Source organism: Paraburkholderia sp. BCC1886 (assembly GCF_900996245.1).
In the GTDB taxonomy this organism is placed as follows: Bacteria; Pseudomonadota; Gammaproteobacteria; order Burkholderiales; family Burkholderiaceae; genus Paraburkholderia.
In genome coordinates this window covers 59,443-85,284 of sequence record NZ_CAAJGK010000034.1, presented here as the reverse complement: position 1 = coordinate 85,284, position 25,842 = coordinate 59,443, and the positions used below count along the sequence as shown (strand labels likewise).

Here is a 25,842-nt window from a genome sequence, read left to right as displayed (position 1 = left end):
AAGCGTGGCTCAGCGTTCTTCGCGGAGCATTCGGCGCAGATGGAACACGATGTAGACCAGCATGATGGCGAACAGCACCACCGCGATCGCGGCGGAATAGCCTTCGCGGTAATACTTGATGGCCTGGTCGTACATGAAATAGGCCAGCACGGTGGAACTGTCGAACGGTCCGCCGCCGCTCATCACCGCGATCAGATCGAAACTGCGCAACGCGCCGATCACGGTCAGCACGACCGCCATGAAGGTGGCCGGGCGCAGTTGCGGCAGGATGACGTGCCAAAGCAGGCGCCAGCCCTTTGCGCCTTCCATGCGCGCGGCTTCGACCACTTCGGGGTTGATCGACGTGAGGCCGGTGAGATAGAGCACCATGCAGTACGGCGTTTGCGGCCAGAGCGCGGCGAAGACGATGCCGAACGTGACCGTATGCGCGTCGCCCAGCACCGGAATGCCGCGACCCAGAATGACCTTGAGCAAACCGAAAGTCGGATCGTAGAACCAGCTGAACACCAGACCGACCACGACGCCAGACAGCACGAACGGCGCGAAGAACAGCGACTTCACGACGCGCATGCCTCTGACCTGCTGGTTGAGATACAACGCGAACATCAGTCCGAACGGCGGCGCGAGCAGAAAGAACACCAGCCAGATCAGGTTGTTCTTCAGCGCGACGTAGAACGTGTCGGCCTGGAACAGCTCGATGTAATTGGCGAAGCCGACGAAAGTCTTCGGCGTCATGCCGTCCCAGTTGTAGAAACTGAGCGAGATGCTGCTGACGATCGGATAGAGCACGCACAGCGCGAACAGCGCGCAGCCCGGCAGCAGAAAGAACAGCGCCGCCCGGTTGCGCGCGCGTCCGGTCCTGGACGTCCGGCGGGCGCGCGTGGCGGGCAGCCGGTCGATCGATGTGGACATGTGAGACCTCGTGATGATGTTGCCGGTGCGCGGGGCGGGCAGCGTCCCGTCGCCGTGACGGGACACTGCGGCGCGGCTTTTATTGCGGCTTTATTGCGGCTTACTTGTGATAGATCCGCTTGCGGGTCGCTTCGAGACGCACGAGCAGTGCATCGAGCTGCGACGGGTCGCTATAAAACTGCTGCATCGCCTTCATGCCTTCGTCGGCCATTTCCTTGGTCATGTCGCGGTCGTAGAACTGCGCGATGCCGCCGGTCGTGCTGGCGAGCGTCTGGAAGCCGACTTTCGAAATCGGATCTTCCGGTTCGGCCGCCTTGCTGTTGGACGGCAACTGGCCCCAGCCGCGCGCGAGGTCTGCGTTGATTTCCGGCGTTTCCATGAAGGCGATCAGGCGGTGCGCATCGACCTTGTTCTTCGCCTTGGCGGGAATCAGCAGCACGTTGACCGGACCGTCTTCCGCGGTCGGCACCTTCGGGTCGATCACGGGAAAGCGCATGAAGCCCATCTGGCTTTTCACGTTCGCCGGCAGACCTGCGGAGAAGAACGTGCCCATCAGCATCATGGCCGCCTTGCCGTTGGCGAGGAACGGGGTAATCGAATCGAGGTCGTACGAGAGCGCGTTGTCGATGTAGTAGTGATCGTCCATCAACGTCTTCCAGGTCGTGTAGACCTTCTTCACGCGCGGGTCGGTGTACGGAATCTCGCCGGCCATCACCTTCTGATGAAACGCATTGCCGTTGATGCGCAGGTCGAGATAATCGAACCACGCGGCCAGCGTCCAGCTATCGCGCGCGGCGACGGCAATCGGTGCGACGCCGCTCGCCTTGAGTTTCTTGCACGCGTCGAGGAATTCGTCCCACGTCTTCGGTTCGCTGGTAATGCCCGCTTTCTGGAACAGGTCCTTGCGATAGAAGAAGCCATACGCGTCGTAACCGAGCGGCGCGGCATACTGCTTGCCGCCATACGTCGACGCCTCTTTCACCGACGCATATTGCTGGCTCCAGCCGTTCTTCGCCCAATCTCCCGAGAGGTCGTCGAGCAGGCCGCGCCGCGCGTAATACGCCATGCGCTCGCCGTCGTGCCACGAGACCAGATCGGGCGGATCGGTGGCGAGCCAGCCGCCCATCTGCACCTTGTACGCTTCTTCGGTCACGTAGGTCACTTTCAGATCGACGTCGGGGTTCGCCTTCTTGAACTTGTCGAACGCGTCCTGCCAGGTCGCGCGCTGATTGCCGCGTGCCGACACGTTGATGTTCAGTTGGCCCGCCTGCGCGTCGGTCATCGCGCCGCTCAACAGGATTGCCGACACGGCACACGCCGCGGCAATCGAACCTCGTTTGAAGGAAGCGAGCCCGGCGAGGCGACTCAGGTGCTGGGTAATCATCGTGTTGTCTCCTAGAACTGCGTGGTTGACCGTCCGATCGTTGCGGACGGCGGTTGATGCATCGGTTGTTTCAGGCCGTTTGCAGCACGACGCGCTGGCCGGTCGTGCTCACCGTGCGCTCCAGAGCCAGCCCCGCTTCATCGAACAGATGACACGCCTCGGCGGGCAGCCGCAGCGACAGTCGTTCGCCGCCGCGCGCGTTCAGATCGCCGGGTGCTTTCGCGATCAGCGTGCCGCCCGCGTATTCGACGTGCAGATAGCTGTGCTCGCCGAGTTGCTCGGTGAGTAGCGACGTCACCGCGAAACTTTGCGCGTCGCCGTCGAGACGGATATGTTCGGGGCGAATGCCCACGCTCACGCGCTGGCCGCGTGCAAGACGCGCGCCGTTCACCTGTACGCGCAGCGGCGCTTGCGCGGCGTCCGCTTGCAGCGGCCGAACCAGCACGGCGTCGTTGCCGGCGGTGTCGACTTCCGCTTCGATAAAGTTCATCCGCGGCGAGCCGATGAAGCCCGCGACGAACTTCGAGCAGGGCCGGTGATAGAGATCGAGCGGCGCACCGATCTGCGCGATGCTGCCAAGGCGTTGGGTGTCGGCACCCGCGTGCAGCAGCACGACTTTATCGGCGAGCGTCATTGCTTCGATCTGGTCGTGCGTGACATAGACCACGCTGGCCTGATCGAACCGCTGATGCAGTCGCGCGATTTCGACGCGGGTCTGGCCACGCAGCGCAGCGTCGAGGTTCGACAGCGGTTCGTCGAACAGGAACACGCCCGGCGCGCGCACGATAGCGCGACCGATGGCGACGCGCTGACGCTGCCCACCCGAGAGTTCGCGCGGCTTGCGCTCGAGCAGCGCGTCGAGTTGCAAAATGCGGGCGGCCTCGCGAACCTTGCGCTCGATGTCCGCCTTCGGCGTTTTCGCGAGCTTCAAACCGAACGCCATGTTCTCGAATACGGACATGTGCGGAAACAGCGCATAGCTTTGAAACACCATCGCGACACCACGCTCGGCAGCGGGCACGGCGTTCATCGAGCGGCCGCCGATCGTCACGTCGCCGTCGGTCTGATCTTCGAGTCCGGCGACGATGCGCAGCAACGTCGATTTGCCGCAACCCGACGGTCCGAGAAACACACAGAACTCATGCGCGCCAATCTCCAGATTCAGATTGCGGATAACCGGCGCATTCGCGCCAAAACGCTTCTGGATATTCGTCAGGGAAATGGCCGACATAATGGTTTTCCCCGATTTAAGCGGTTAAATCCGCGCTGAAAAAAATCGCGCAAAGGCTTGCGCGGCGGTCATTTAAGCGCTTAAACTGAAATCCGTTCGATCGGCTGTGCATGTCTGTCTCCAATGTTGTTGAGGCAAAACTTAACAAAGCCGGCGTGCTAAAGGCAACATCTGAATCAACGTCTCTCAGTGTGGGATTTCCTTTGCTTACCTCGCATTCACCATGGCCACGCTAAGCGATGTCGCGCGTCTTGCCGACGTCACGGCCGCGACCGTCTCGAACGTGCTGCGCAACCCGAACAAGGTTCGTCCCGAGACGGCTAAACGGGTCATGCGCGCGATTCGCGAACTCGGTTACCGGCCCAATCTCAATGCACGCGCGCTGGCCGAAGGACGTTCGTCCACGCTCGCGCTCATGCTGTCGAGCATCGCCAATCCGTTCTATCCGGAGTTCGTGCTCGCGGCAGAACGCGCGGCGCGTCGTTCCGGTTACTTCCTGATGGTCTGCAATACCGACGACGACGCGGAGATCGGCCGCGCGTATCTCACGCAGATTGCCGGCACGCTCGCCGAAGGTGTGCTGGTGCTGAACACCGACATCGCCATCAACGAGCTATGCGAGTCAGCGGCGGTCGGCGCGCCCATCGTGTTGAGCATGTGGGAACACCCCGAGCAGTTGCCCGCGCTGCCCTGCGTCGCCGTGGACTTCGCGTATGCCGGCACGCTCGCCGCGCAGCATTTGCTGGAGCTTGGGCATCGCGACATCGGCATGTTGATCGGGGATGGCTGCGGCGGCTTGCAGGATGCGCGCGCCGCGGGTTTTCGCACGGTCATGCGTGAGGCCGGACTCGAACCGGACGACGCCGCCGTGCGCGAAATTCCCGATACGATCGACGCCGGCTTTACGGCCTGCCTCGAACTCATGAGCCGCAAGCCGGATTTGAGCGCGCTGTTCGCGACCAACGACCTGCTGGCCATCGGCGCGTTGCAGGCGCTCGCGACGCTGGGCCGCAGGGTGCCCGAAGACGTGTCGGTCGTCGGCATTACCGACATTCAACTCGCGCACCAGGTACGGCCGTCGCTCACCACGGTGGCGATCAACACCGGAGCGATTGCGCAAGCATCTATCGACTTGCTGATCCGGCTCATCGAAGAGCCCGATGCGCAGCACGTGCAGGCCATTACTGCACCGGCGCCGGTGCTGGTGCGCCGGCAATCGACGGCGGACCATGTGTCCGGCGCGCGCGAGGCGCGCGGCTAGACGCGCGGCCAGGCGAGGCCGTCAGCCCTTTGCGTCGCCGGCCGCTTCCGGTTCATGCGACGCGAGCCGCGCTTTCGCATGCCGCATTTTCTCCAGCGTGCGCGGGCCCGCTTTCAATGCGACGCCAATCGCGAGCGCGTCCATGATGCAAAGATGCACGAGTCGCGAGACGCCGGGCGTATTCGGATCGATCGGACTCGGCACGCGCAGCAGCAAAGGAATATCGACCAGCCAGGCGAGGCGCGAACCGACATTGGTCAGCGCAATCGTCGTCGCGCCGCGCTCCTTGGCGATCTGGATGCTCTCGTTCACTTCGACACTGCGACCCGAATGCGAAATCGCGAAAGCGACGTCGCCCGGTTCCAGCAGACCGGCATACAGCCGCTGCAGATGCCCGTCGGTAAACGCGCTCGCCGCGATATCGAGCCGCAAAAACCGCAACGCCGCGTCTTGCGCGACCAGTCCCGAGCCGGAGCCGACACCGAAGAAGAACACGCGTCGCGCCCCCGACAAGGCCGCGATCGCACTTTCGACCACCGTCGGGTCGAGCGCATCGCGCGCATGCGTGATGCCGTTCACGGCCGCTTCGCCGACCTTGTCCATCAGGGTCTGCACATCGTCACCGCGCGCGACCGCCGTGGACGCGTACGGCATGCCGCCTGCCACGCTTTGCGCGAGTTGCACCTTGAAGTCGCGCAGTCCGTGCGCGCCGATCGCCCGGCAAAAGCGCGTGACGGACGGCTCGGACACGTCCGCGCGCTGCGCGAGTTCGGTAATGCTCGCCCGCATCGCGAAGTCGACGTCGCTCAGCACCATCTCGGCGACTTTCCGCTCGGCCGGCCGCAAATTGGCCAGCGCCTCGCGAATGTGGGGAATCAAGTTCGGTGCGGACACCCGGTGTTCCTTAAGGGATGAATCGATCCGCGTCGTCGCGCCCTGCTCCACTCACCTCGGCGCACGACGCGATTCAGACCAGTCTGCGCCCACTCTCCGTATCGAACAGATGCCGGTGCTCGCGCGGAAAACGCAACGCGACACGCTCGCCGGGTTGCACCTTCGAACGCTGACGAGTCGTCACGCACCACGTACTGCCGCCGATGTTTCCGTACAGATGCGTCTCGGCGCCGGTCGGCTCGACCACTTCGACCTGCAACATCGCATCCGGGCTGGGCGCGACGGTTTCGATATGTTCGGGACGCACGCCGAGCGTCACCTTCGCACCCACCACGGCCGTGGGCGGCAGACTTTCCAGTGCGATCGCGGTGCCGTCCTGCAAGGTCAGCGCGAAGCCCTGGCCGCTGCCCGTCAATACGCCTTCGGCGAAATTCATCGACGGCGAGCCGAGAAAACTCGCGACGAACAGATTCGCCGGCCGGTCGTATAACTCGAGCGGGCGCCCGGCCTGCTCGATGCGCCCCGCGTTCATCACGACGATGCGGTCGGCCATGGTCATCGCTTCGATCTGATCGTGCGTGACGTAAATCACCGTGTTCTTCAGGCGCTGATGGAGCGCCTTGATTTCCGTGCGCATCTGCACGCGCAGTTTGGCGTCGAGATTCGACAGCGGCTCGTCGAACAGAAACAGCGACGGCTCGCGCACGACCGCGCGTCCCATCGCGACACGTTGCCGCTGACCGCCCGACAGTGCGCGCGGCAAGCGGTCCAGATAACCGCCGAGGTTCAGCATTTTCGCGGCGGCTTCGATGCGCGGTTTGAAGCTCGCAGTCGATTCCTTGCGGATGCGCGGCCCGAACGCGATGTTCTCGTACACCGATAGATGCGGATACAACGCATAGCTCTGGAACACCATCGAGACATTGCGCTGCTGGGGCGCGAGCGTATTCGCACGCGTGCCGCCGATCAGCAGGTCGCCGCCGCTGATCTCTTCGAGGCCGGCCACCATGCGCATCAACGTGCTCTTGCCGCAACCCGATGGGCCGACCAGCACGACGAATTCGCCGTCGTCGATATTCAGGTCGATGCCGTGCACGACTTGCGTGTCGCCATACCGTTTGAAGATGCCGTTCAGTTGCACTGCTGCCATGCTGTCCTCGTCATCGTGCTGCGTGGGTTCAAGGCTTTAAAAACGTCCAGGCTTCAAAGCGATTCGAGCGTCAGTTCTTCCGCCATCGGACGGTTGCCGGCCATCAGACCGCCATCCACCGGCAACGCCACGCCGGTAATGACGCGTGCCATTGGCGACGCGAGAAACAGCACTGCGTCGGCAATATCGTCCGGCGTTGCGAAATCGCGCAACGGGTACCACTTTTTCAGATCTTCGAAGACTTGCGGATTCTTGTCGACGCGCGCCTGCCACGCCTGGGTCTTCACCGTGCCGGGGCAAACGATGTTGGCGCGAATGCCATAGCGCCCGAGTTCGACCGCGAGCGATTTCGTGTAGCTGATGAGTCCCGCCTTTGCCGCGCTATACGCGGGATGACCGAGCGCGGCCAGGCCGTTGACCGAACCGATCAGCACGAGCGTGCCTCGTTGCCGCTCGATCATCGAAGCACGCACGGCTTCGACCGTGTGATACGTGCCGTTCAGATTCAGATGAATGTCACGCTGCCAGCTGGCGGCGTCGGTCTTCGCAAGCGTCAGTCCTTCGGCCGCGCCCGCGTTGGCCACTAGCACGTCGACAGGACCACGAATTCGTACGGCGTCGGACACGGCCTGCTGCACCGCAGCGGCATCGCCGAGATCGACCGCGATGGGCGTGACGTGCGGCTCACCCAGGCGCGACACGAGGTCGCTCAACGCGCCCGCGTCGATATCCAGTGCAAGCACCGTGTCGCCGTTCGCAACGAAGCGCTCGCACAACACGCGGCCAATTCCGCCGCAGGCTCCGGTCACCAGCACGACACGGGTCATATCCGTTCTCCCGGCATTATCATTGTGTAAGTTTCCTACATAACCTGGCATGTGGGATTTGTTGCGGCATCCCAAAGATTGGGTTCACGTTATTTTCGTCCGCACAATAGCCCTTGTTTTAAGGCATCTTATGCATAAACGCGGTAGAGAAGAAATATGGCAGACCCTACGTGACAAGCGATTTTTCGTCATGTAGGATTTTTTCAAACAATTTAACCACGCGGCCGGCGACGGCAGCAGACACCCCAGGAGAGAGATATGTCGTTGCATGCCCGTGCTTCCCTCGCGCTCGGCAAAATGACCGTGGCGCTCACGCTGGCCGGCCTCGCCGTCGCGGCTCATGCCGACACGGTGCGAGTCACCGTCGCGCATTACAGCGACGCCACCGCCCCGTACTTCGAAAAGATGGCCCGCAACTTCGAAAAGGCCAATCCCGGCACGACCATCAAGATCGAAGACGTGAACTGGGACACCTTGCAACAGAAGCTGCAAACGGACATCTCCGGTAATGCGAATGCCGACCTGGCGATTGTCGGCACGCGCTGGCTGCTCGACTTCGTGAAAGACGACGTGGCCGAACCGCTCGACGGCTACATGGACGCGAGCTTCAAGGGACGCTTCATCGGCCCGTTCCTCGCGCCGGGCGAAATCAACGGCAAGGTGTATGGCTTGCCGATCGCCGCGTCGGCTCGCGCGCTGTATTACAACAAGGATCTGCTCGCGAAGGTCGGTTATCCGGACGGCCCGAAAACCTGGAACGACGTGATCGAAGCGTCGAAGAAACTGAAGGCGCAAGGTGTCGCCGGTTTCGGCTTGCAGGGTAAGGAAATCGAAACCGACGTCTACTATTACTACGCGCTATGGACCAATGGCGGCGACGTCGTCGGCAAGGACGGCAAGGCCGCATTCAATTCGGCGGCCGGCATCAAGGCGGCCACGCTTTACAAGTCGATGATCGACCAGGGGCTGACGCAACCGGGCGTGACCGGCTATAGCCGCGAAGACGTGCAGAACCTCTTCAAACAGGGCCGCGTCGCGATGATGATCTCCGCGCCGTTCCTCGCCAAACAGATCAAGAAGGAAGCGCCGAACCTGAAATACGGTATCGATCCGATTCCGATGGGCACCACGCACGCCACTTACGCGGTGACCGACTCCATCGTGATGTTCAAGAACTCCAAGGCGAAGGCCTCGGCATTCAAGTTCCTCGACTACCTGTTCACGAAGGATCCGCGCGTCGAGTTCACGAAGACGGAGGGTTTCCTGCCGACCACGAAGGCCGAAGCGACGGACCCGGCATTCGCCGATCCGGACACCAAGGCGTTCGTCGCGTTACTGCCGACCGCGCATTTCGCACCGACCGTGACGGGCTGGGAAGACACCGCGAAGGCCGTCACCGATGCGATGCAGTCGATCTACCTGGGCAAGGCCAAGCCGGCCGACGCGTTGAACGCAGCGGCCACGCAGGCGAACAAGTCGCTGGGGCATTGAACGGCACGCGGCGCGTTTGCCGCGCGCCAATACCGACCTGACGATGTCACGACGAAGCGCGCGCCACCTGATTGCGAGGTGGCGCGCGCTTGCCCCGAACGGGTTTTACCTCGTATTTTCCGGCCCATTCCGGCGCCTGCGCAACCCAACGCGCATGCGTCTCACGATCGAGCACGCATGAGCCGTCCCCTTTCATCGCGCCTGCAAGCGCCGTGGCTGCTGATCGCGCCGAGTCTGATTCTCGCGCTGTTCATCATCAGCTATCCGATTTTCAACATCGTGTGGCAGTCGCTGCACGAGGTGTCGCGCTTCGGCGCGATACGCGATTTCACCGGCATCCAGAATTTCGTCACGGTATTCAGCGACCCGGTTTTCGTCGAGGTCGCGCGCCGCACGATCGTGTGGACCGTGTGCGTGGTGGGCGGCACCGTGCTGATCTCCGTGCCGGTCGCGCTCGTTCTGAATCAGGACTTCTACGGCCGCGGCGTCGCACGCACCATCGTCATGCTGCCGTGGTCCGTCTCTCTGACCATGACCGCGGTGGTCTGGCGCTGGGCCTTCAACGACGACTACGGGATGGTCAACGTCACCTTGCAGCGGCTTGGACTGATAGGCGGTCCGATTCACTGGCTGGCGACGCCGTCGCTGGCGTTCATCGTGGAAATCGCGGTGGGCATTCTGGTGTCGATACCGTTTACCGTGACGATTCTGCTGGGCGGATTGTCCTCGGTACCCGGCGATATCTACGAGGCCGCGCGCATGGACGGCGCGAGCGCATGGCAGCAGTTCCGCAAGCTGACGTTGCCGTTGCTGCGGCCGTTCATCAACATGACGATTCTGTTGAACGTGATCTACGTGTTCAACTCGTTTCCGATTATCTGGGTGATGACGCAAGGCGGGCCGGACAACGGCACGCATATTCTCGTCACGTATCTGTACGAACTCGGTTTCCGGCTCGGACGACCCGGCGAGGCCGCCGCGGTGTCGCTGATCATGCTCGTCATGCTGTTCGTTTTCTCGATCGCCTATCTGCGTCTGCAGCCTGCGAAAGAAGGAGAGTCGTCGTGAGCGTCAGTGTGAAAATGAAGCGCAGCTTATGGTGCTGGCTGGCGTTGTCGCCGCTCGTCGTGGTCGTGCTGTTTCCGTTCGCGGTGATGTTGTTCACCGCGTTGAAGCCGGCTTCCGAAATCTTCGTCTACCCGGCGCGCTGGCTGCCGGTGCACTGGCAGTGGCAGAATTTCGCGGACATGTGGGTCGCGGCGAACTTCGGCGTGGCGCTGCGCAATAGCACGGTCATCAGCCTGCTTTCCACGGCACTCGCGCTCGCGGTGAGTCTGCCGGCCGCTTATGCGCTGGCGCGATTCCCGTTTCGCGGCCGTGGCCTGTACCGGCAGTTTCTGCTGGTCACGCAGATGTTGTCGCCCATCCTGCTGGTGGTCGGCCTGTTCCGCCTTGCCGCGATGATCCCTTACGGCGATGGCAACCTGGTCGACTCCAAAATCGGCGTGATCGTGTCGTACGCGGCGTTCAACATCGCTTTTGCGGTGTGGATGCTGTCCTCGTATTTTCAGACCGTCCCGCGCGATCTGGAAGAAGCGGCCTGGCTCGAAGGCTGCGGACGCACGCGCGCGGTGTTCAAGGTGTTTCTGCCGCTGGCCGTTCCGGCCATCGTCGTCACGGCTATCTTCACGTTCATCAATGCGTGGAACGAATTCGCGGTGGTCTACACGTTGATCCGCTCGCCGGAGAACAAGACGCTGACCGTGCAGGTCACGGATATGGTGGCCGGTAAATACGTCGTCGAATGGCATCTGGTGATGGCCGCGACGCTGTGCGCGACCTTGCCGGTGTCGGTGGTGTTCGCGTGGCTGCAGCGGTTTCTGGTGAAGGGGCTGGCGTTGGGGGCGGTGAAATAGGCGGCAGTCGCAGCGTACTCCGGTAAGTTCGCATCGGGCATCGGATCAGATATACCCGCTCGCCTGAAGTCCGAACAAAGTCGAATAGCGGCCACCCTGCGCCATCAATTCCGCATGCGTTCCCTGTTCGAGCATTTCTCCGTGATCGAGCACGACGATATGGTCCGCGTTGCGCACGCTGGAAAGCCGGTGCGAGATTAGCAACGACATGCGCCCCGCGGCGCGCTCGCGAAACTGGTCGAACACGGCGGCTTCCGCGGCGGCATCGAGCGCCGCGGTCGGTTCGTCGAGAATGAGGATATCGGCATCGCGTCGCATATAGGCGCGCGAGAGTGCGATCTTCTGCCACTGTCCGCCGGACAATTCCCGGCCGCCCGCGAACCAGCGTCCTAACTGCGTCGCGTACCCTTGCTCGAGACTGTCGATGAATTCCGCGGCCATGCCCTGACCGGCCGCTTCGCGCCAGCGCGTTTCATCCGCGAAAGAATCGATATCGCCGACGCCGAGGTTCTCGCCCACCTGCATCTGATAGCGGATGAAGTCCTGAAAGATCACGCCGATGCGCTGTCGCAATGCGTCTTCCTGCCATTCTTGCAGATCGGTCCCGTCGAGCAGAATCCTGCCTTCGGACGGCGAGTAGAGACGCGTGAGCAATTTAATGAGCGTCGTCTTGCCCGAGCCGTTTTCGCCGACCAGACCGAGGCTGCGACCCGGCGCCAGATAAAAGCTGATGTTCTGAACCGCGGCTTGTGCGGTACCCGGATAGCGGAAACTCACGTTCTCGAACCTCAAGCCATCGCCGGGCAACGCTCCACGCGTCGACGTACCCAGACTTACCGGCTCCGGTTGACCGAGATAGTCATAGAGATCGGTGAGATAAAGGCCGTCCTCGTACAAGCCGCTAATCGACGCCAGACTATTACTGACCACGCTTTGCCCCTGCTTGAACAGCACCAGATACATGGTCATATGGCCGAGCGTCATCTGGCCGTCGATGGTCTCGAGCACGACCCAGGTGTACGCAAAATAGAAGGCCGCGGTGCCGAGCAGGCCCAGCAGAAATCCCCATCCGTCGCGACGCAAGGTGAGTTCGCGGTCCTCCGCATACAGACGGTCGAACATCGTGCGATAACGTTGCAGCAGCAACGGCCCGAAGCCGAATAGCTTGACCTCCTTGATGTTCGCTTCATGAGACAGCAGCGTTTCGATATAGCTCTGCTGACGGCTTTCGGGCGTTCTTCGGCTGAACAGGCGGAATGCGTTACCGGAGAACCGTGCCTCTGCGATAAATCCCGGCAGTGCGCCGAGTACGAGAATCAGCAGCGCCCAAGGAGAAAAACGCACCAGCAGAAATGCGAAGCTGCCGAATGAAATCAGGTTCTGAATCAGTCCGAGCGACTTCGTAATCAGCCCGAGCGGCCGGCTCGACGCTTCGCGGCGCACCCGCACCAGCCGGTCGTAAAACTCGGAGTCCTCGAATTGCAGCAGCGACAGCTTCTGCGCTTTCTCCAGAATCAGGAGATTCACCTTCTGTCCGAGCCGCGCGCGGAGCAGCGATTGTTGCAGCGACAACGCGCGCTGGCATCCCGCGAGTGCGGCGAGCACGCCCGCTTCCATCACGAGATAGCGCAGCACCGGCCAGTGCGCGGCCCAACCCGCGCCCGCTGCATGCTGATTCATCGCCGCCACCACCGCGTCGACGATACGTTGCCCGAGCCAGGCCGCCAAAGCCGGTAACGCACCGGACACGATGGTGGCCGCGACCAGTCCGACGAACAGCCATCGCGAGGTACTCCAGACCAGTCCGAATGCGCGCCGGGTCTTGTCGGCGAAAGAAAGAAGGCGAATGAAACGCTTAGGCATACACGGTGCGAAGCAGCAGAGATCGAGGTCGGCCAAAGCATACACCGCCACACTCACACAGCGCTGCTGCTGTCAGCCGCCTGCCCGTTCGTCCGGAAAGCCAATCTGCCATCCCCCGCCCAGCGCCTTGAACAGTTGCACCAGCGACACCGCGACTTCCGTCGAACTCGCAGCCAGCGCCTGCTGCGTGCCCAGCAGATCTTTCTGCACGGTAAGTACATTCAGAAAGTCGGTTGCGCCCGCAACATACTGACGCTGCGCATTGTCGAGCGTGATGCGGTTCTGTTCGACGGCATCGGCCAGGCGGTCATGGTGAACCTGCCGCGCCTGGTAATCGCTCATTGCGTTATCCACTTCATGCCACGCGTTCAACACCGTCCGCTGGAAGCCGATGGCCGCTTCCTGCTGCTGGGCCTCTCGCAACGCCAGTTGCCCTTTCAATCGGCCGCCCTCGAATAAAGGCACGTTCAGCGCCGGGCCGACACCGAACATCCGCGAGCTCCAGTTGTCGAGGTCGCCGAAGTGCAACGCCTGCAGACTGAGATCGGCCGACAGCGTAACGCGCGGATAGAAATCCGCCTGCGCCACGCCGATGCTTGCGGTCGCCGCATGCAAACGTGCTTCGGCCGCCCGGATGTCCGGTCGACGTTCCGCCAGTTCCGATGGCAGACCCGTCGGCACGCGCGCCGGTAGCGACGGAATCGCCGCGGCTTCGCGCAACTCGGCTTCGAGCGTGTGAGGCGGCGCGGCCATCAACAGACTCAGCGCGTTGACCAGACGCACGCGCTGGTTGTCGAGCAGCGGCAGCTGCGCTTCGATCGTGCTCACCTGCGCGGACGCTTCGGCCATTTCGAGGCGCGTCGCGACACCATCCGCGAAACGGATGCGGGTCAATTCGAGGCTATGCCGCGCGATGCCGAGATTCTGCTCGACGATCCGCTGCTGCAATTGCACGCCGCGCAACTGCATGTAGTCGCTCGCGGTTTCGACGAGTGCCGCCAGCAGAACTTCGCGACGTAAATCCGCGCTCGCTTCGACGGTCGCGTCGGCGGACTCGGTTGCTCGCCGCACACGTCCCCACAGATCGAGTTCCCACGTTGCGTCGAGGCCGGGTTGCCACACGTTGTAGTCGTGCTTGCCGTCGAGTCCGGAGATGTCGAGCACGCCGTTCTGACTCGAACGCGCGTGCTGATACGACGCCGTCCCGTTGACCGACGGCTCGGCATCGGCACCGATCACGCGTCGCGTCGCGCGTGCCTGCATCAGCCTGGCGGTCGCCGCCTTCACATCGAGACTCGCGGCGGCAACTCGCTCGATCAGCGACGACAGTTCCGCGTCGTTGAACGTGCTCCACCATTGCGGATCGAGCACGCCGTCCACGGTTTTCGAGGCCACTTCACCGATGCCCGCCGACGCGATCGAACCCGTCTGCCAACGGTCCGGCAACCTGGCCACCGGCTTCTGAAAATCCGGTCCGACCGCACACGCCGCAAGCGCGCACACACAGGCGATGGATGCCATTCGTGATGTCATCGAGTTCATCGCGCGGCGACCTCGCTGCGGGTCGCGGCCTGCGCGCCGCCGGTGCGAATCGTTGCGTCGACCGACATGCCCACGCGCAAGGTCTCGAGCGAAGCCTGTCCGGCGCGCAGCACGATCTTCACGGGAATGCGTTGCACGACCTTCGTGAAGTTGCCGGTCGCGTTGTCCGGCGCGATCGCCGCGAAGCTGACACCGGTCGCAGGCGCCACGCTCTGCACGACGCCACGCCATACGCGCCCCGGAAACGTATCGACACGAATCTCGGCGGTCTGGCCGGGACGCACGTGAGTCAACTGCGTCTCCTGGAAATTCGCGACCACGTAGGCCTGCTGCAGCGGCACCACCGCGAGCATCGGCGTGCCGGGCGTGACGTACGCGCCGACGCGCACCGCGCGCTGCCCCACGACTCCGTCGATGGGCGCGACGATCTGCGTCCACGACAGATTCAGACGTGCCGTATCGAGCGCGGCCTGCGCCTGCTGCAACGTCGCCTCGGCGCGAGTCCGTTGCGCGGTCAACACGACGACCTGTTGCTTCGCGGCCTTGAGTCCGGCTTCGTTGCGCGAGACCTCGGCTAACGCGGTGTCGGTTCGCGAGCGGGCCTGCTGTGCGTTCTGCAGACTGCCCGCGCCGTGTTGGGCGAGATCGGCGTAACGCTTGTCGTCGGCGCCGGCGAACACGTAGCTGGCATGCGCGGCCGCGAGTGCCGCCGCGGCCTGGTCGATCAGCGACTGCTGCTGGACGATGCTGGCCGACGCGTTGTCGATACTGGCCTGCGCGACGGCGACATTGGCCTGGGCCGACGCGACCGCCGCCGCGTAGTCGCGGTCGTCGATACGCGCGAGCAACTGGCCTTTGTGGACGAGCTCGTTATCGTCGACCGCGAGACTCGCGATCTGCCCGGCAACACGCGGCGCTACTACCGTGAAATCGGCGCTGACGAAAGCATCGTCGGTACTCTGTCCATCGGTGTCGAGCACGGCATAGGCAGCGGTGACGCAAAGGGCGATCAGCACGACGGCGAGCGTGCCGATGAGAAACTTTTTTTTGTTCGGTTTCGACTCGGACATGATTTGAACCTTGTGATCGGATTGAGTGCTTTACGGTTTGCCGGCGGGCTTCGCAGGCGGCGGTGTAGCGCCCGCACGCGGCGGATACACACGCGTGGGAATGATGGGAATCAACAGGATGAGCGCGACGGCCAGCACCGCCATCACGCGAAATACATCCGCCGAAGCGAGTACCAATGCCTGCTCGCGAATCCGCTGGTCGATGAGCGCCAGCACTGCATGCCCATCGAGATGCAAACGCGCGGCCCATGCCTGCTGCGTGATCGCGAAGGCTTGCGGACGATTGCCGAGCTGGTCGATCAGCACGGCCGAATGGAGGTGTTCGCGCATTGTCGTCAACCCTTCGGTGACGCTTACCCCAACCACCGCGGCCAGTCCCTTGATCGAGTTGAACCACGCCGACGCGAACGGTCCTTCAGGCGGACCCATGCCGTTGGTCGCAAGCATCAGCAAGGGAATCACCGCCATCGGCTGCGCGACGATCTGCATGATCTGCAGCACGTAGAAGTTGTCGCGAATCCATTCGGAGGTGACGAAGCTGCCGGCGAAGCACGACAACGCGATGAGCGCGAGGCCGGTCGCCAGCACCCAGCGGCAGTCGACGCGCCGCAGATTGCACAGCGCGGCTACCGCCGGCAACGCGATCAGTTGCGGCAGCGCGACGAACAGCGCGAGTGGCGCGATCTGCAGCGGCCGATAGCCGCGCACTTCGGCGAGATAAGCGGCGGGCACGCCCGGCACGGCCACCAGGATCAGCAGCACGCCGCCGAGGGTGATCAATGCATGCGTAAGATTGCGGCGCGCGAGCAATTGCATCTTCAGGAACGGCAGCGGCTGGAACCACTCGTTGACGAGAAACAGCACCAGGCTCACGCCGCCGCCGACGAACAGGGCAACGATCCACGGCGCGTCGGTCCAGCCGGCCCGCGTGCCCTGCCCGAGCGCGATGACCAGCATGCAGATAGCAGGGAAGCCGAGCAGCACGCCGAGCCAGTCGAACTGGCGGAATCGTTCGAGTCGCAACGGATCTTGCGGCACGCCCCACGCGATCATGCCGATGGACAACAATGCGAGCGGCACGATCTGCCAGAACAGGAAATGCCAGCCGACGTATTCGGTCCACAACGCCGCCAGCGGCGTGCCGAGATTGGGCGCGAAGGTCGCCGTCAATGCATAGGCGGCGAGACCATAAAGCTTGATGCCGGGCGGAAGGAAGCGCAGGGCGACGGTCATCAGCATCGGCGGCAGACAACCGCCCGCGAGGCCCTGCAATGCGCGCAACGTGACGAGCGCGCCGAAGCCCGACACGAACGGGAATATGCAGCCGAGCAGCGCGAACATCGTCACCGCGCCGATGGTGAAGCGCCGCAGCGAAAACGTCGCCGAGCACCACGGTGCGAACAGCATGGCCGCGACCTGGGTGGCCTGATAGGCCGTGGATAACCACGAGCCGTGGTCGTAGCTGATCCCCATCGCGCCGCGAATATCGGACATGGCGACATCCGTTACGTGGTCGTTGAGTTGGGCAATGACCACCGCGATCAGTACGCCCAATAAGCCGACGATGACGCGGGCGTTGAATGCGGAAGTGGGAGAGGGAGCGGCAGTTGCCGTCGGGGCGGGTACGGATGTCGTGACCGAAGCGGCCACAGCATCTGCTTGCGCCGCTTGCAAGGAAAGCATGATGCCGGCTCCAGAACTTGAATGGAGCCAGTCTACGAAGTCGCTACCGATCCGAAAATTGCAATGTTGGCAATCGAGGCGTGCGTTCAACGCACGCCTCGAATAGAGAGCGTCAGTGCGCCCCGCACACCTCACGCACCGCGCGCCGCAGCCAGCGATGCGCGGGGTCGCTCTGCCAGCGCGGATGCCACGCCTGAATCACGACGATGGTCTCGAGCGGAATCGGAATCGCGAAGGAGCGCACGCGAATACCAAGTTGCTCCGCGGCGGCCGCCACGTGCTCCGGCAGCGAAACGATCATGCTGGACGAGCCGAGCGCGAACACGCCGGAATGAAAGGACGGCACCACCAGCGACACCGTGCGCTGCAAACCCAGTGCTTGCAGCGCGACGTCGATCGGACCGGCCGTGCGTCCGCGGCGCGACACGCTGACATGGTCGTAAGAGGCGAAGCGCTGCGGCGTAATTTCGTCGTCGAAGATCGGGTGATCGTCGCGAGCCAGGCCCACGAAGGTCGTGGTGAAGAGCTGTTGCACATGCACGTCGGGGCCCATCGGCCGCATCGCGCTGATATAGAGGTCGGTCTTGCCTTCGAGCACGACATGCGCTTCGGTGTCGCTTTCCGGCTGGAAACGCAGCACGCAGCGCGGCGCCTCGCGACGCACCCGTTCGAGCAGCGCGGCGCCGAACGAGCCGGTGAACGTGTCGTTAGCGTGTACGTCGAAGTGGCGCTCCAGCGTCGCCAGATCGACTTCGCGCTCGGGTTGCAGCAGCCGCACCGCACCGGCAACGGAGTCGCGAACCTGGTCGCGCAGTAATAGCGCGCGCGGCGTGGGCACCATCCGCCGGCCGATTTTCACGAGCACCGGATCGCCGAGCGTGTCGCGAATGCGTGCAAGCGTGCGGCTCATTGCAGGCGCACTCAAATGCATGCGCTGCGCGGCGCCGACGACGGAGCCCTCTTCGAGCAGCGCATCCAGAGCAATGAGGAGATTGAGGTCGGGTAACTGCATGGCGGACAAGGGTGGCGTCGAAGCCATGCAGTTTGCGGCAGGATCGGATTATCTGCACGTAATTGCGCAAGCCGGTCTGCAACTGAAGCGGCAGACTCCGTCAGGCGTTACTTCACCAGTTTGTCCAGATCGGACGCGTGATGACGCTCGGCCAGTTGCTCGCCCTCTTCGCCCCACACGCGGTTGACGAGGCGTCCGCGTTTGACCGCGGGTCGCGCTGCGATCGTCTCGGCCCAACGGACCACGTGCACGTAATCCTGCACCGAGAGGAATTCGGCCGCTCCGTACATGACGCCCTGCACGAGGCCGCCATACCATGGCCAGATCGCGATGTCGGCAATCGAGTACTGCTCGCCCGCGATATAGGGGCGCTCTGCCAGCAAACGATTCAGCACATCGAGCTGACGCTTGGTCTCCATCGTGAAACGGTCGATCGCATATTCGTACTTCTCGGGCGCGTAAGCATAGAAATGCCCGAAGCCACCGCCGACATAAGGCGCCGAACCCATCTGCCAGAACAGCCAGTTCAACGTTTCGGCGCGTCCGGCCGGATCGGTCGACAGCAGCGCGCCGAATTTTTCGGCGAGATACAGCAGGATGGAACCCGACTCGAAAACGCGCACCGGCTTCGGCCCGCTGCGATCGACCAGCGCGGGAATCTTCGAGTTCGGATTGGCGCCGACGAAGCCGCTCCCGAACTGATCGCCTTCGTTGATGCGGATCAGCCACGCGTCGTATTCGGCACCCGTCGCGCCGAGCGCGAGCAGTTCTTCGAGCATCACGGTGACCTTCACACCGTTCGGCGTGGCCAGCGAATAAAGCTGGAGAGGATGCTCGCCGACCGGCAGTTCTTTTTCATGCGTCGGCCCCGCGACGGGCCGGTTGATGTTGGCAAACCGTCCGCCGGATTGAGCCGGCGGCGTCCAGACGCGGGACGGTTCATACGCTTTGGTGTCTTCACTCATGGGATATCGCTCCTTTAGTGGACAGAACGTAGCACGACCGATCCATTTCTGCTTCGAGCACAGGCGGCCGCGCGATCAACCGCCGGCTGCGAGATACCGCCCTGGCGTCGTCCCCAGGCTGCGACGAAACATGTCGATGAACGCACTCACGTTGTCGTAGCCGAGTTCGAGCGCGATGGTCGTGACGGGCACGCTATCCGCGATCAGTTCGAGTGCGCGCAGCAGCCGCGCCTGTTGCCGCCATCGGGCAAACGTCATGCCGGTTTCCGCGACGAAACGCCGGCTCAAGGTGCGCGGCGCGAGGCCGGCCCAATGCGCCCACTCGTCCAGACTGCGGTTATCCGCGAGGTTGCCGACGAGACTGTCGGCGATCCGCACGAGACGCGCGTCCTCGGGCGCCGGTAAGCCGAGCGATGCCGCGTTCGACGCCGCGATCTCATCGACGATGACTTCGGCAATCCGGTTCTGCGTCTGATCGAGCGCGCTGCCCGGCCAGCTCGCCGCGCGTCGTACGGCTTCGCGCAACAAGGGCGTCGTTTTGATCGCACGCGGCTCGCGCGGCAGATCTTCGCAACGGGCTTCGGTGATGAACACGCTCCACCCCGAGAACGGCCCATGCGATCGCACCGAATGCACGTAGTGCGGTGGAATCCAGATTGCGTGAATGGCCGGCACCACCCACTGGTGTTTGTCGAGCCCGACTGAAACGAGTCCGCTCAACGCGCCCATCAACTGACCGCGCGCGTGACCGTGCGACGGCGTGGCGCGCGCTTCGTTTTGCGTCAGCTCGGCCGCGGCGAGAAAAGGACCTTCCGGGGAGGTCACGAGATCGGGGCGAATCAGGGGTGTCGTCATGGCTTGAATTCGGTATCGAATGACTCTTATACCGGAGTCGGGTCGACATAGCCTACCTATACTCGCTTTCACACACACAACACCGAAGGCGCCATGCCATGCGAGCCGAACAGTTTTTACCCGACCACGTGAATCAGATCGAGATCGACGGCACGACGGTCCGCAAGGGTACCGTCGCTGCGTTTCTTTTCAATGCGCGGCTGTGGAACGACCCGCAAGCGAGCGAAGCAGGACGGACCGCGGCGATGGCGGACATCGCCGCCGCGTTGCCGGCGCTGCGCGCGATCGGCCTGTTCGACGTGCTGGCGATTCGCGACGATGCGTTGCGCGAATGGGTCGAGGGTCGTTGACCTGAGCGCCGCACGAGACGCCACGAGGCTCTCACTCACGTTTACAGGATCGAGCAACATGAAAGCTGCAGTTGTCACCACGGCCGGCGAACGGCCCGTGTATACCGACTTCGATCGCCCGAGCGCCCTGGAAGGGCATCGTCTGATCGAAGTCACGGCCAGCGCGCTGAGCCATGTCACGCGCTCCAAGGCGGCAGGCTCGCATTATTCGTCGACTCATGCGTTTCCGTTCGTCGCGGGCGTCGATGGCACCGGGCGCACCGAGGACGGCACGCGAGTCTATTTCTTCTGGCCGCGTGCACCGTTCGGCGCGATGGCGCAAACCTGTCTCGTGCCCGAAGCGAACTGCGTGACCTTGCCCGCCGCGATCGATGAAGTCGGCGCTGCCGCTATCGCGATTCCCGGCATGTCGTCGTGGGCCGCGCTGATCCAGCGGGCCCGATTCGTCGCCGGCGAGACCGTGATGATCAACGGCGCGACCGGCACCTCGGGACGGCTCGCGGTGCAGATCGCGAAGCATCTGGGCGCTGGGCAAATCATCGTCACGGGGCGCAACCAGGCAGCCCTGGTATCGCTGGAAGAAGCCGGCGCCGATGTCGCGATTCTGCTCACCGACGACGATCACGCATTGAGCCACGCGGCCGAAGCGCAATTCGCTGCAGGCGTGGACGTGGTGCTGGATTATCTCTGGGGCAGCAGCGCACGCTCCTTATTGATCGCCGCGGCGCGCGCCACGGCCGAAGACCGGCCGGTGCGCTTCGTTCAGATCGGCGCGATCAGCGGTGCCGAGATTGCGCTGCCGGCCGCGGTACTGCGCTCGGCGCCGGTCACGTTGCTGGGCAGTGGGATCGGCAGCATCTCGCTGCCGCGTGCATTGCACACCATGCAGCAAGTCTTCGAGGCGACCGTCGTCGCAGGCTTTCGGATCGACACGGCAGCCGTCCCGCTTGCAGCTATCGGCGCGCATTGGGACAGCGCCGATAGCGCGCGCCGCACGGTGTTCGTACCGGAATGTTAAGACACACCGCCGCCGCGCTTCACGGTTCGATCTTCGACATGACCGCCGTGGCCGGGTCGTAGCGATAGCCTTTTTGCGCGAGCCTGTCGGCCATGGTCGTGGAAACCAGTTGTTGCTGCGTGTCGCGCGACAGCAGTTCATGGTCCGGCTTGAAGCGCTCGAGTTCGGCGGCGAGCCGGCGCACCAGCGCCACTTCGCCGGCACTGCGCGAATCGACGTAAAGCAGCTTCTCGCTGGCTGAACCGAGCCGCGTCTTCAGTTCTTTTGCGTGCTCGACCCACTGTTCGGCCACCGAGCGCAATTCGCCGAAGGCCTTTTCATGCGCCTTCGTCTGCGCGGAGAGTTGCCGTTGCAACTCGGACTGCGCTTCAGCCTTCGCGGCCTCACCCGCCTGCAATGCCAGTTGATGGTGATGCTGCGCTTCCTGCGCGCGCACCTGTTCGAGGTCGGCCAGCTGTTGCTCCAGCGTGACGATGCGCTGCTCGGCGCTCGCCGCCCGTTCGTTCGCGGCGGCGGCGTTCTGCGCGGCCTCTTCGGAACCGGCAAGTGCCGCGGCATTTGCTTCGCTCAACGTGTCGGCGTGGGCGCGCGCGGTTGCCAGTTCGTTCGCCGTTTGCTGCAGCTCGTGAACCTGCTGCGTGAGCCGGGCCAATTCGTCGTTCTTGTCGGCGAGCGTCTGGGTCAGGGCTTCGCGTGCCTGGCGTTCGTCGTTTAGTGCCGCGTGTGTTTGCTCCAAGGTGGCGGCGGCTGCAGCGGCCTCTTGCGCGTGTTGCGCTTCGCGGGCTTCGGCGGCTGCGGCGGCTTCTTGCGCGTGTTGCGCTTCGCGGGCTTCGGCGGCTGCGGCGGCTTCTTGCGCCTGTTGCGCAAGTTGCACCTCGCGGGCCTCCGCCGCTTCGGCGCGCGCATGCGCGTCGGCCAATTCAGCACCCAAACGCGCGGAGGCATCTTCCGCAGCGCTCAATCGGGTCGCTGCCGCGAGCTGTTGCTCGCGTTCGCGGGCCAGGTCCTGCACGCTCGCCTGATAACGGGTCAGCGCTTCGTCGCGCTCCGCCCGGGCTTCGCCGATCTGCTGCTGCAACTCGCTCGCACGCCGGCTCGCGGCCTGGTCGGCCTCGCTCTGTGCGGCCATCCAGAGACGTTCGGCGGCGTTCATCATCGAATCCGCCATGTCTTGCGGCAGGCCGGCCTGAATCTGCACGTGCGCCGCAAGAGGCTGGCGTGCGTCACGCCAGCGCTGCAACGCTGCTGCGATCTCCACTATCGAACCGTCCGGCATGTCGTCCCACAGCGTCAGCGGGGTGACCGGGCGGCCTGTTTCGACATATCGGTCCGCGGTTGCGGCGACGCGTTCATCCATATTCATGTCTGCTTCCATCGACATAAGCGCTTCACACTCCTCGAGTCTGGCGAGAATCATAAACCCCCGACAGGCTAATTCATTCGGCGAAGCTCGGCGAGCTTCACGACAGAGCCGCCGCTCCGCCTTGGGTACTGGTAAAAGCAGGCGCTTGCGCCACGCTCACCGAACGCGGCGCGGCCGACCTGGACATGACCTCGGCGCGCACCGGTTTGCCGAGCAGATAGCCCTGCGCGTAGGTACAACCGCAGGCGCGCACGAAATCGAGTTGCTCCTGCGTCTCGACGCCTTCGGCGGTAGTCGGCATGCCGATCTCGCGCGCCAGCGCCACGATGCCTCGCACCACGGCCGCGGATTCGTGCCGGTGCGCGGATTCCTTGACGAACGAGCCGTCGATTTTCAGCTTGTCGAACTGGAAGCGCACGAGCGTCGACATGGTCGAAAAGCCGGTGCCGAAATCGTCGAGCACGAGGCCCACGCCCAACGCGCGCAAACGCGCGACGTTGCGCCGGGTCACGACTTCGTCGCTGAGCAGTACCGTCTCCGTCACTTCGATATTCAGCCGCGCGGGCGCGAGCTGCGTGCGCTGCAGAATGGCCGCGACGCTCGAAGCAAACGACTCCTCGCGCAGTTGCACCGGCGACACGTTGACCGCCACCACCACGCGATCCTGCCAGCCCGCGGCTTCCTCGCAGGCTTGCACGAGCACCCATTCGCCGAGCGCGAGAATCACACCGGTCCGTTCGGCAATCGGGATAAAAGCGGCAGGAGACAGGTCGCCGCGAGTCGGATGAGTCCAGCGGATCAGTGCCTCACGCCCGACGGTAGCGCCGCTGCCGAGGTCGACGATCGGCTGATAGACCATGTGCAGCCCGCAGTGCGACTGCAATGCGTCTTCGAGATCGCTGCGCAGCAAACTGAGATTTTCGTCGGATGCGTGCCGAACCGGGTCGTACAACGCGAACGCACTTTTGCCGCTGCGCTTGACGGCGTACAACGCCCGGTCGGCGCAGATCAGCAACTGCGGGCCGGCCGCGGCATGCTCCGGATAAAACGCGACGCCCACGCTGCCGCCGATATGCACGCGCGCCTCGGCGAGGGCGAACGGGCTGGCGAGTGCCTTGACGATGCGTTCGGCCAGGAGCGGAATATCGTGTCCCTGCCCCGCACAATCGCAAATGGCGACGAATTCGTCGCCCGCCAGCCGGCCGACCACATCGCCGCCAGGCAGCACGTCCTGCAGGCGCATCGCGGCTTCCTGCAGAATCTGGTCGCCCGCCGCGTGGCCGAGACTGTCGTTGATCGCCTTGAAGCCGTCGAGATCGATCAGCAGCACGGCAAATGCGCGGGGTTTGTCGGAATCGCTGGGGAAATCGCTGCGGGCGCTGCTGTGTTTCGTGCGAGCCGCCAGCAGTTCGCTGATACTCGCGCGATTGGCGAGTCCGGTGAGGCTGTCCTCATGAGCCAGACGATGGCTGTTCTCGCGAGCCAGCAGGAGCGCCACCGTGTCGCGATTGCTGCGCAGCGCGACTGCCATGAAGCCGGCTGCGCAAAATGGCGCCTGAAAGAGCAGCACCAGTTTGCCCGAACCCGGCGATAACGCCGCGCCCAGCCCCAGCAGTCCGAGAATGAAAGCCATCTGCAACACCACGAGGCGCGGCGTGCCGGCGTTGCGCCCGGCCAGCCCGCCTATCACACCGACCGCACAGACGTTGCCGAGCAGGAAGAGCGTCGCATCGCCGCTGATATTGCAGAGCAGACTGCCGACCCCGAACAGGGCGGCCCACAGCAGGCTGGCAAATAGAAACGCGGAGGTCGGCGTGACCAGGCCGCGAGCGCTGCGATAACAGCACAGCCCGATGAGCGACAGTCGCACGATCAGCAATGCGACGACGGCGCCGATCCAGGCAGCGTAAAGAGGTCGAGGATGAAGGGAGAAAGCGGTAACGCAAACGCTGATCTCGCAGACGGACGCGAAAATGATCGAGCCCGTGCGCGTGAACAGATTGGCCAGCAGAATCTGCCGGTTGTCCGCGCTCAGCGTTTGAGCGGAAGCCACGACCCAACTGAAAAACGGAGACCTTGGTTCGCTGAAAGCCATGACCTACGCATTTTTAACGGTTAACCTGCCGGAACCGCAGCCTGAAGGGCCCTAAACGGCTCGATAATCGAGCCTGGCCCGATTATTACGTAAACGGCGAGTAACCGGCTAATGCGAGGTTGCACCAGCGCAAAGGCATGCCCGGCCTGCGTTAGCCGGGTCGTGCTCTGCTGGATCGAACAGTTGGGCGGCATGACGGGCGATGCCGCCTGAAACTTACATGCTGGCAGTCGCGGCGTTCGCAACGGTCGCGCTCTTCATCTTCCGAACGGCGTCTTCCGCAGAGGGCGCCAGCTTCTGCGCGCTCAGCGACGCCTCGAACGCCGCGTGTCGCGCGTCCTTCGCCTGATCGTAGTCGGCGTCCAGTTCGGCGATACGGCGGTCGTACCAGCTTTTCACGCACGCTTCGTCCGTGCAGTTATGTTGCCGCCACAACCATTGCTGGGTGCGCGCGGCGTCGAGCGCCACCGGGTCGAGCGTGGTTTCCTTCGCGCGCTGCCAGGAGGCGGCCAGACGGTCGTCCAGCGCCGACAGTTGCGGGTCTTTGCACACGATCTTTTCCGACGCCGACGACTTCGCGCCGCATTTGAAACTGGCCGCGGATGCGTCGACGGCGAACGAAGCGCCCGTTGCCAGCAAGCAGAAAGACAGCAGCGCAGACGGCTTCGCGACGCGTCGGAGAGTACGGGAGATAGCGATGTTGAAGGTGAACATACCGGACCTCGATTTGAAGAATTTCAGGGAAGCAACTGCACCCGGCCCAGATTAGGTGCGAAGCCAGTTGCGCGATCCCGTGAGAAAGCGGCGTGATTCAAAAGTAATTACCAGTTATTTCCTGGCGCCTTCAGCAGGCCTGTGCAAGACGCCCGCGCGCCGAACGGTCGTGCGTTTCGCTTGGTCAGGTTCGGTTTTTCCGATGTTTCATTCCCGGTTTAACCGGTATATCCGAAGCGCCGCTTT

The 25,842-nt window shown here is 63.5% G+C and carries 22 protein-coding genes; 6 read left to right on the top strand and 16 right to left on the bottom strand.

The features are described 5' to 3' along the window. Positions 1 to 9 precede the first annotated feature (9 nt). The 3 genes from FQ746_RS04240 to FQ746_RS04230 form a co-directional block, all read right to left on the bottom strand. Entirely contained in the window at positions 10 to 912 is a 903-nt protein-coding gene (locus FQ746_RS04240; protein WP_144107671.1) for a carbohydrate ABC transporter permease, read from the bottom strand. Between the two features lie 100 nt (positions 913 to 1,012). Then, positions 1,013 to 2,296, bottom strand: a complete 1,284-nt coding sequence (locus FQ746_RS04235; RefSeq protein WP_144107670.1) for an ABC transporter substrate-binding protein — start codon at positions 2,294 to 2,296, stop codon at positions 1,013 to 1,015. A 70-nt stretch (positions 2,297 to 2,366) separates the two neighbouring features. Further along, on the bottom strand, positions 2,367 to 3,527 hold the full coding sequence (locus FQ746_RS04230) for an ABC transporter ATP-binding protein (protein WP_144107669.1): 1,161 nt from the start codon (positions 3,525 to 3,527) through the stop codon (positions 2,367 to 2,369). 223 nt (positions 3,528 to 3,750) lie between these two features. Here FQ746_RS04230 and FQ746_RS04225 point away from each other — a divergent pair, with 223 nt between their 5' ends. After that, positions 3,751 to 4,788: a LacI family DNA-binding transcriptional regulator gene (locus FQ746_RS04225; RefSeq protein WP_144107668.1), complete on the top strand. Its 1,038-nt coding sequence runs from the start codon at positions 3,751 to 3,753 to the stop codon at positions 4,786 to 4,788. A 21-nt stretch (positions 4,789 to 4,809) separates the two neighbouring features. On the opposite strand, the gene FQ746_RS04220 is transcribed toward FQ746_RS04225, so the two are convergent. From FQ746_RS04220 to FQ746_RS04210, 3 genes are all read right to left on the bottom strand, one after another. Then, positions 4,810 to 5,682 carry a MurR/RpiR family transcriptional regulator gene (locus FQ746_RS04220; protein ID WP_144107667.1) on the bottom strand — a complete coding sequence of 291 codons (873 nt, stop codon included), beginning with the start codon at positions 5,680 to 5,682 and terminating at the stop codon, positions 4,810 to 4,812. A 73-nt stretch (positions 5,683 to 5,755) separates the two neighbouring features. Continuing rightward, on the bottom strand, positions 5,756 to 6,832 hold the full coding sequence (locus tag FQ746_RS04215) for an ABC transporter ATP-binding protein (protein WP_144107666.1): 1,077 nt from the start codon (positions 6,830 to 6,832) through the stop codon (positions 5,756 to 5,758). 53 nt (positions 6,833 to 6,885) lie between these two features. Further along, a complete protein-coding gene (locus FQ746_RS04210; protein ID WP_144107665.1) occupies positions 6,886 to 7,659 on the bottom strand; it encodes an SDR family oxidoreductase in 774 nt (257 codons plus the stop codon). Between the two features lie 258 nt (positions 7,660 to 7,917). Between FQ746_RS04210 and FQ746_RS04205 the strand changes: the two genes are divergently transcribed. The 3 genes from FQ746_RS04205 (at position 7,918) to FQ746_RS04195 (ending at position 11,066) form a co-directional block, all read left to right on the top strand. After that, complete coding sequence (locus tag FQ746_RS04205; protein ID WP_144107664.1) at positions 7,918 to 9,150, top strand: ABC transporter substrate-binding protein; 1,233 nt, start codon at positions 7,918 to 7,920, stop codon at positions 9,148 to 9,150. 177 nt (positions 9,151 to 9,327) lie between these two features. Beyond that, positions 9,328 to 10,218: a carbohydrate ABC transporter permease gene (locus tag FQ746_RS04200; protein WP_144107663.1), complete on the top strand. Its 891-nt coding sequence runs from the start codon at positions 9,328 to 9,330 to the stop codon at positions 10,216 to 10,218. Next, a complete protein-coding gene (locus tag FQ746_RS04195; protein WP_144107662.1) occupies positions 10,215 to 11,066 on the top strand; it encodes a carbohydrate ABC transporter permease in 852 nt (283 codons plus the stop codon). The genes FQ746_RS04200 and FQ746_RS04195 overlap by 4 nt, the downstream gene beginning before the upstream one ends. A gap of 45 nt (positions 11,067 to 11,111) precedes the next feature. Here FQ746_RS04195 and FQ746_RS04190 read toward each other — a convergent pair whose 3' ends face one another. The 7 genes from FQ746_RS04190 to FQ746_RS04160 all read right to left on the bottom strand — a co-directional run bounded on the left by FQ746_RS04190 (position 11,112) and on the right by FQ746_RS04160 (position 20,056). After that, entirely contained in the window at positions 11,112 to 12,929 is a 1,818-nt protein-coding gene (locus FQ746_RS04190; RefSeq protein WP_144107661.1) for an ABC transporter ATP-binding protein, read from the bottom strand. 72 nt (positions 12,930 to 13,001) lie between these two features. Next, positions 13,002 to 14,462, bottom strand: a complete 1,461-nt coding sequence (locus FQ746_RS04185; RefSeq protein WP_222105848.1) for an efflux transporter outer membrane subunit — start codon at positions 14,460 to 14,462, stop codon at positions 13,002 to 13,004. A gap of 5 nt (positions 14,463 to 14,467) precedes the next feature. Beyond that, entirely contained in the window at positions 14,468 to 15,541 is a 1,074-nt protein-coding gene (locus FQ746_RS04180; RefSeq protein WP_144107659.1) for an HlyD family secretion protein, read from the bottom strand. A gap of 30 nt (positions 15,542 to 15,571) precedes the next feature. Beyond that, positions 15,572 to 17,224 (bottom strand): MFS transporter, encoded by a 1,653-nt coding sequence (locus FQ746_RS04175; RefSeq protein WP_144107658.1) that lies wholly within the window; start codon positions 17,222 to 17,224, stop codon positions 15,572 to 15,574. A gap of 112 nt (positions 17,225 to 17,336) precedes the next feature. After that, positions 17,337 to 18,263 (bottom strand): LysR family transcriptional regulator, encoded by a 927-nt coding sequence (locus tag FQ746_RS04170; protein ID WP_260853887.1) that lies wholly within the window; start codon positions 18,261 to 18,263, stop codon positions 17,337 to 17,339. Positions 18,264 to 18,343: 80 nt separating this feature from the next. Beyond that, positions 18,344 to 19,201, bottom strand: a complete 858-nt coding sequence (gene yghU / locus FQ746_RS04165; RefSeq protein ID WP_144107657.1) for a glutathione-dependent disulfide-bond oxidoreductase — start codon at positions 19,199 to 19,201, stop codon at positions 18,344 to 18,346. A gap of 75 nt (positions 19,202 to 19,276) precedes the next feature. Next, positions 19,277 to 20,056: an AraC family transcriptional regulator gene (locus FQ746_RS04160; RefSeq protein ID WP_144107656.1), complete on the bottom strand. Its 780-nt coding sequence runs from the start codon at positions 20,054 to 20,056 to the stop codon at positions 19,277 to 19,279. Between the two features lie 98 nt (positions 20,057 to 20,154). On the opposite strand from FQ746_RS04160, the gene FQ746_RS04155 reads away from it, so the two are divergent. Beyond that, positions 20,155 to 20,406 carry a hypothetical protein gene (locus FQ746_RS04155; protein WP_144107655.1) on the top strand — a complete coding sequence of 84 codons (252 nt, stop codon included), beginning with the start codon at positions 20,155 to 20,157 and terminating at the stop codon, positions 20,404 to 20,406. 58 nt (positions 20,407 to 20,464) lie between these two features. Next, on the top strand, positions 20,465 to 21,424 hold the full coding sequence (locus tag FQ746_RS04150) for a zinc-binding alcohol dehydrogenase family protein (RefSeq protein WP_144107654.1): 960 nt from the start codon (positions 20,465 to 20,467) through the stop codon (positions 21,422 to 21,424). Positions 21,425 to 21,443: 19 nt separating this feature from the next. Here the strand turns inward: FQ746_RS04150 and FQ746_RS04145 are convergent, their stop codons facing one another. From FQ746_RS04145 to FQ746_RS04135, 3 genes are all read right to left on the bottom strand, one after another. Then, positions 21,444 to 22,787, bottom strand: a complete 1,344-nt coding sequence (locus tag FQ746_RS04145; RefSeq protein ID WP_260853886.1) for a DNA-binding protein — start codon at positions 22,785 to 22,787, stop codon at positions 21,444 to 21,446. A 97-nt stretch (positions 22,788 to 22,884) separates the two neighbouring features. Next, positions 22,885 to 24,882 (bottom strand): putative bifunctional diguanylate cyclase/phosphodiesterase, encoded by a 1,998-nt coding sequence (locus FQ746_RS04140; protein ID WP_144107652.1) that lies wholly within the window; start codon positions 24,880 to 24,882, stop codon positions 22,885 to 22,887. A gap of 216 nt (positions 24,883 to 25,098) precedes the next feature. Next, positions 25,099 to 25,596, bottom strand: coding sequence for a lysozyme inhibitor LprI family protein (locus FQ746_RS04135; protein WP_144107651.1), 498 nt, complete (start codon positions 25,594 to 25,596; stop codon positions 25,099 to 25,101). Between the last annotated feature and the right edge of the window lie 246 nt (positions 25,597 to 25,842).

Excerpts from the sequence above, each read along its gene's own strand:
- FQ746_RS04240 (WP_144107671.1), bottom strand. The coding sequence starts at position 912 with ATGTCCACATCGATCGACCGGCTGCCCGCCACGCGCGCCCGCCGGACG.
- FQ746_RS04235 (WP_144107670.1), bottom strand. The coding sequence starts at position 2,296 with ATGATTACCCAGCACCTGAGTCGCCTCGCCGGGCTCGCTTCCTTCAAA.
- FQ746_RS04230 (WP_144107669.1), bottom strand. The coding sequence starts at position 3,527 with ATGTCGGCCATTTCCCTGACGAATATCCAGAAGCGTTTTGGCGCGAAT.
- FQ746_RS04225 (WP_144107668.1), top strand. The coding sequence starts at position 3,751 with ATGGCCACGCTAAGCGATGTCGCGCGTCTTGCCGACGTCACGGCCGCG.
- FQ746_RS04215 (WP_144107666.1), bottom strand. The coding sequence starts at position 6,832 with ATGGCAGCAGTGCAACTGAACGGCATCTTCAAACGGTATGGCGACACG.
- FQ746_RS04210 (WP_144107665.1), bottom strand. The coding sequence starts at position 7,659 with ATGACCCGTGTCGTGCTGGTGACCGGAGCCTGCGGCGGAATTGGCCGC.
- FQ746_RS04205 (WP_144107664.1), top strand. The coding sequence starts at position 7,918 with ATGTCGTTGCATGCCCGTGCTTCCCTCGCGCTCGGCAAAATGACCGTG.
- FQ746_RS04200 (WP_144107663.1), top strand. The coding sequence starts at position 9,328 with ATGAGCCGTCCCCTTTCATCGCGCCTGCAAGCGCCGTGGCTGCTGATC.
- FQ746_RS04190 (WP_144107661.1), bottom strand. The coding sequence starts at position 12,929 with ATGCCTAAGCGTTTCATTCGCCTTCTTTCTTTCGCCGACAAGACCCGG.
- FQ746_RS04185 (WP_222105848.1), bottom strand. The coding sequence starts at position 14,462 with ATGACATCACGAATGGCATCCATCGCCTGTGTGTGCGCGCTTGCGGCG.
- FQ746_RS04180 (WP_144107659.1), bottom strand. The coding sequence starts at position 15,541 with ATGTCCGAGTCGAAACCGAACAAAAAAAAGTTTCTCATCGGCACGCTC.
- FQ746_RS04175 (WP_144107658.1), bottom strand. The coding sequence starts at position 17,224 with ATGCTTTCCTTGCAAGCGGCGCAAGCAGATGCTGTGGCCGCTTCGGTC.
- FQ746_RS04170 (WP_260853887.1), bottom strand. The coding sequence starts at position 18,263 with ATGGCTTCGACGCCACCCTTGTCCGCCATGCAGTTACCCGACCTCAAT.
- yghU (WP_144107657.1), bottom strand. The coding sequence starts at position 19,201 with ATGAGTGAAGACACCAAAGCGTATGAACCGTCCCGCGTCTGGACGCCG.
- FQ746_RS04160 (WP_144107656.1), bottom strand. The coding sequence starts at position 20,056 with ATGACGACACCCCTGATTCGCCCCGATCTCGTGACCTCCCCGGAAGGT.
- FQ746_RS04155 (WP_144107655.1), top strand. The coding sequence starts at position 20,155 with ATGCGAGCCGAACAGTTTTTACCCGACCACGTGAATCAGATCGAGATC.
- FQ746_RS04150 (WP_144107654.1), top strand. The coding sequence starts at position 20,465 with ATGAAAGCTGCAGTTGTCACCACGGCCGGCGAACGGCCCGTGTATACC.
- FQ746_RS04145 (WP_260853886.1), bottom strand. The coding sequence starts at position 22,787 with ATGAATATGGATGAACGCGTCGCCGCAACCGCGGACCGATATGTCGAA.
- FQ746_RS04140 (WP_144107652.1), bottom strand. The coding sequence starts at position 24,882 with ATGGCTTTCAGCGAACCAAGGTCTCCGTTTTTCAGTTGGGTCGTGGCT.
- FQ746_RS04135 (WP_144107651.1), bottom strand. The coding sequence starts at position 25,596 with ATGTTCACCTTCAACATCGCTATCTCCCGTACTCTCCGACGCGTCGCG.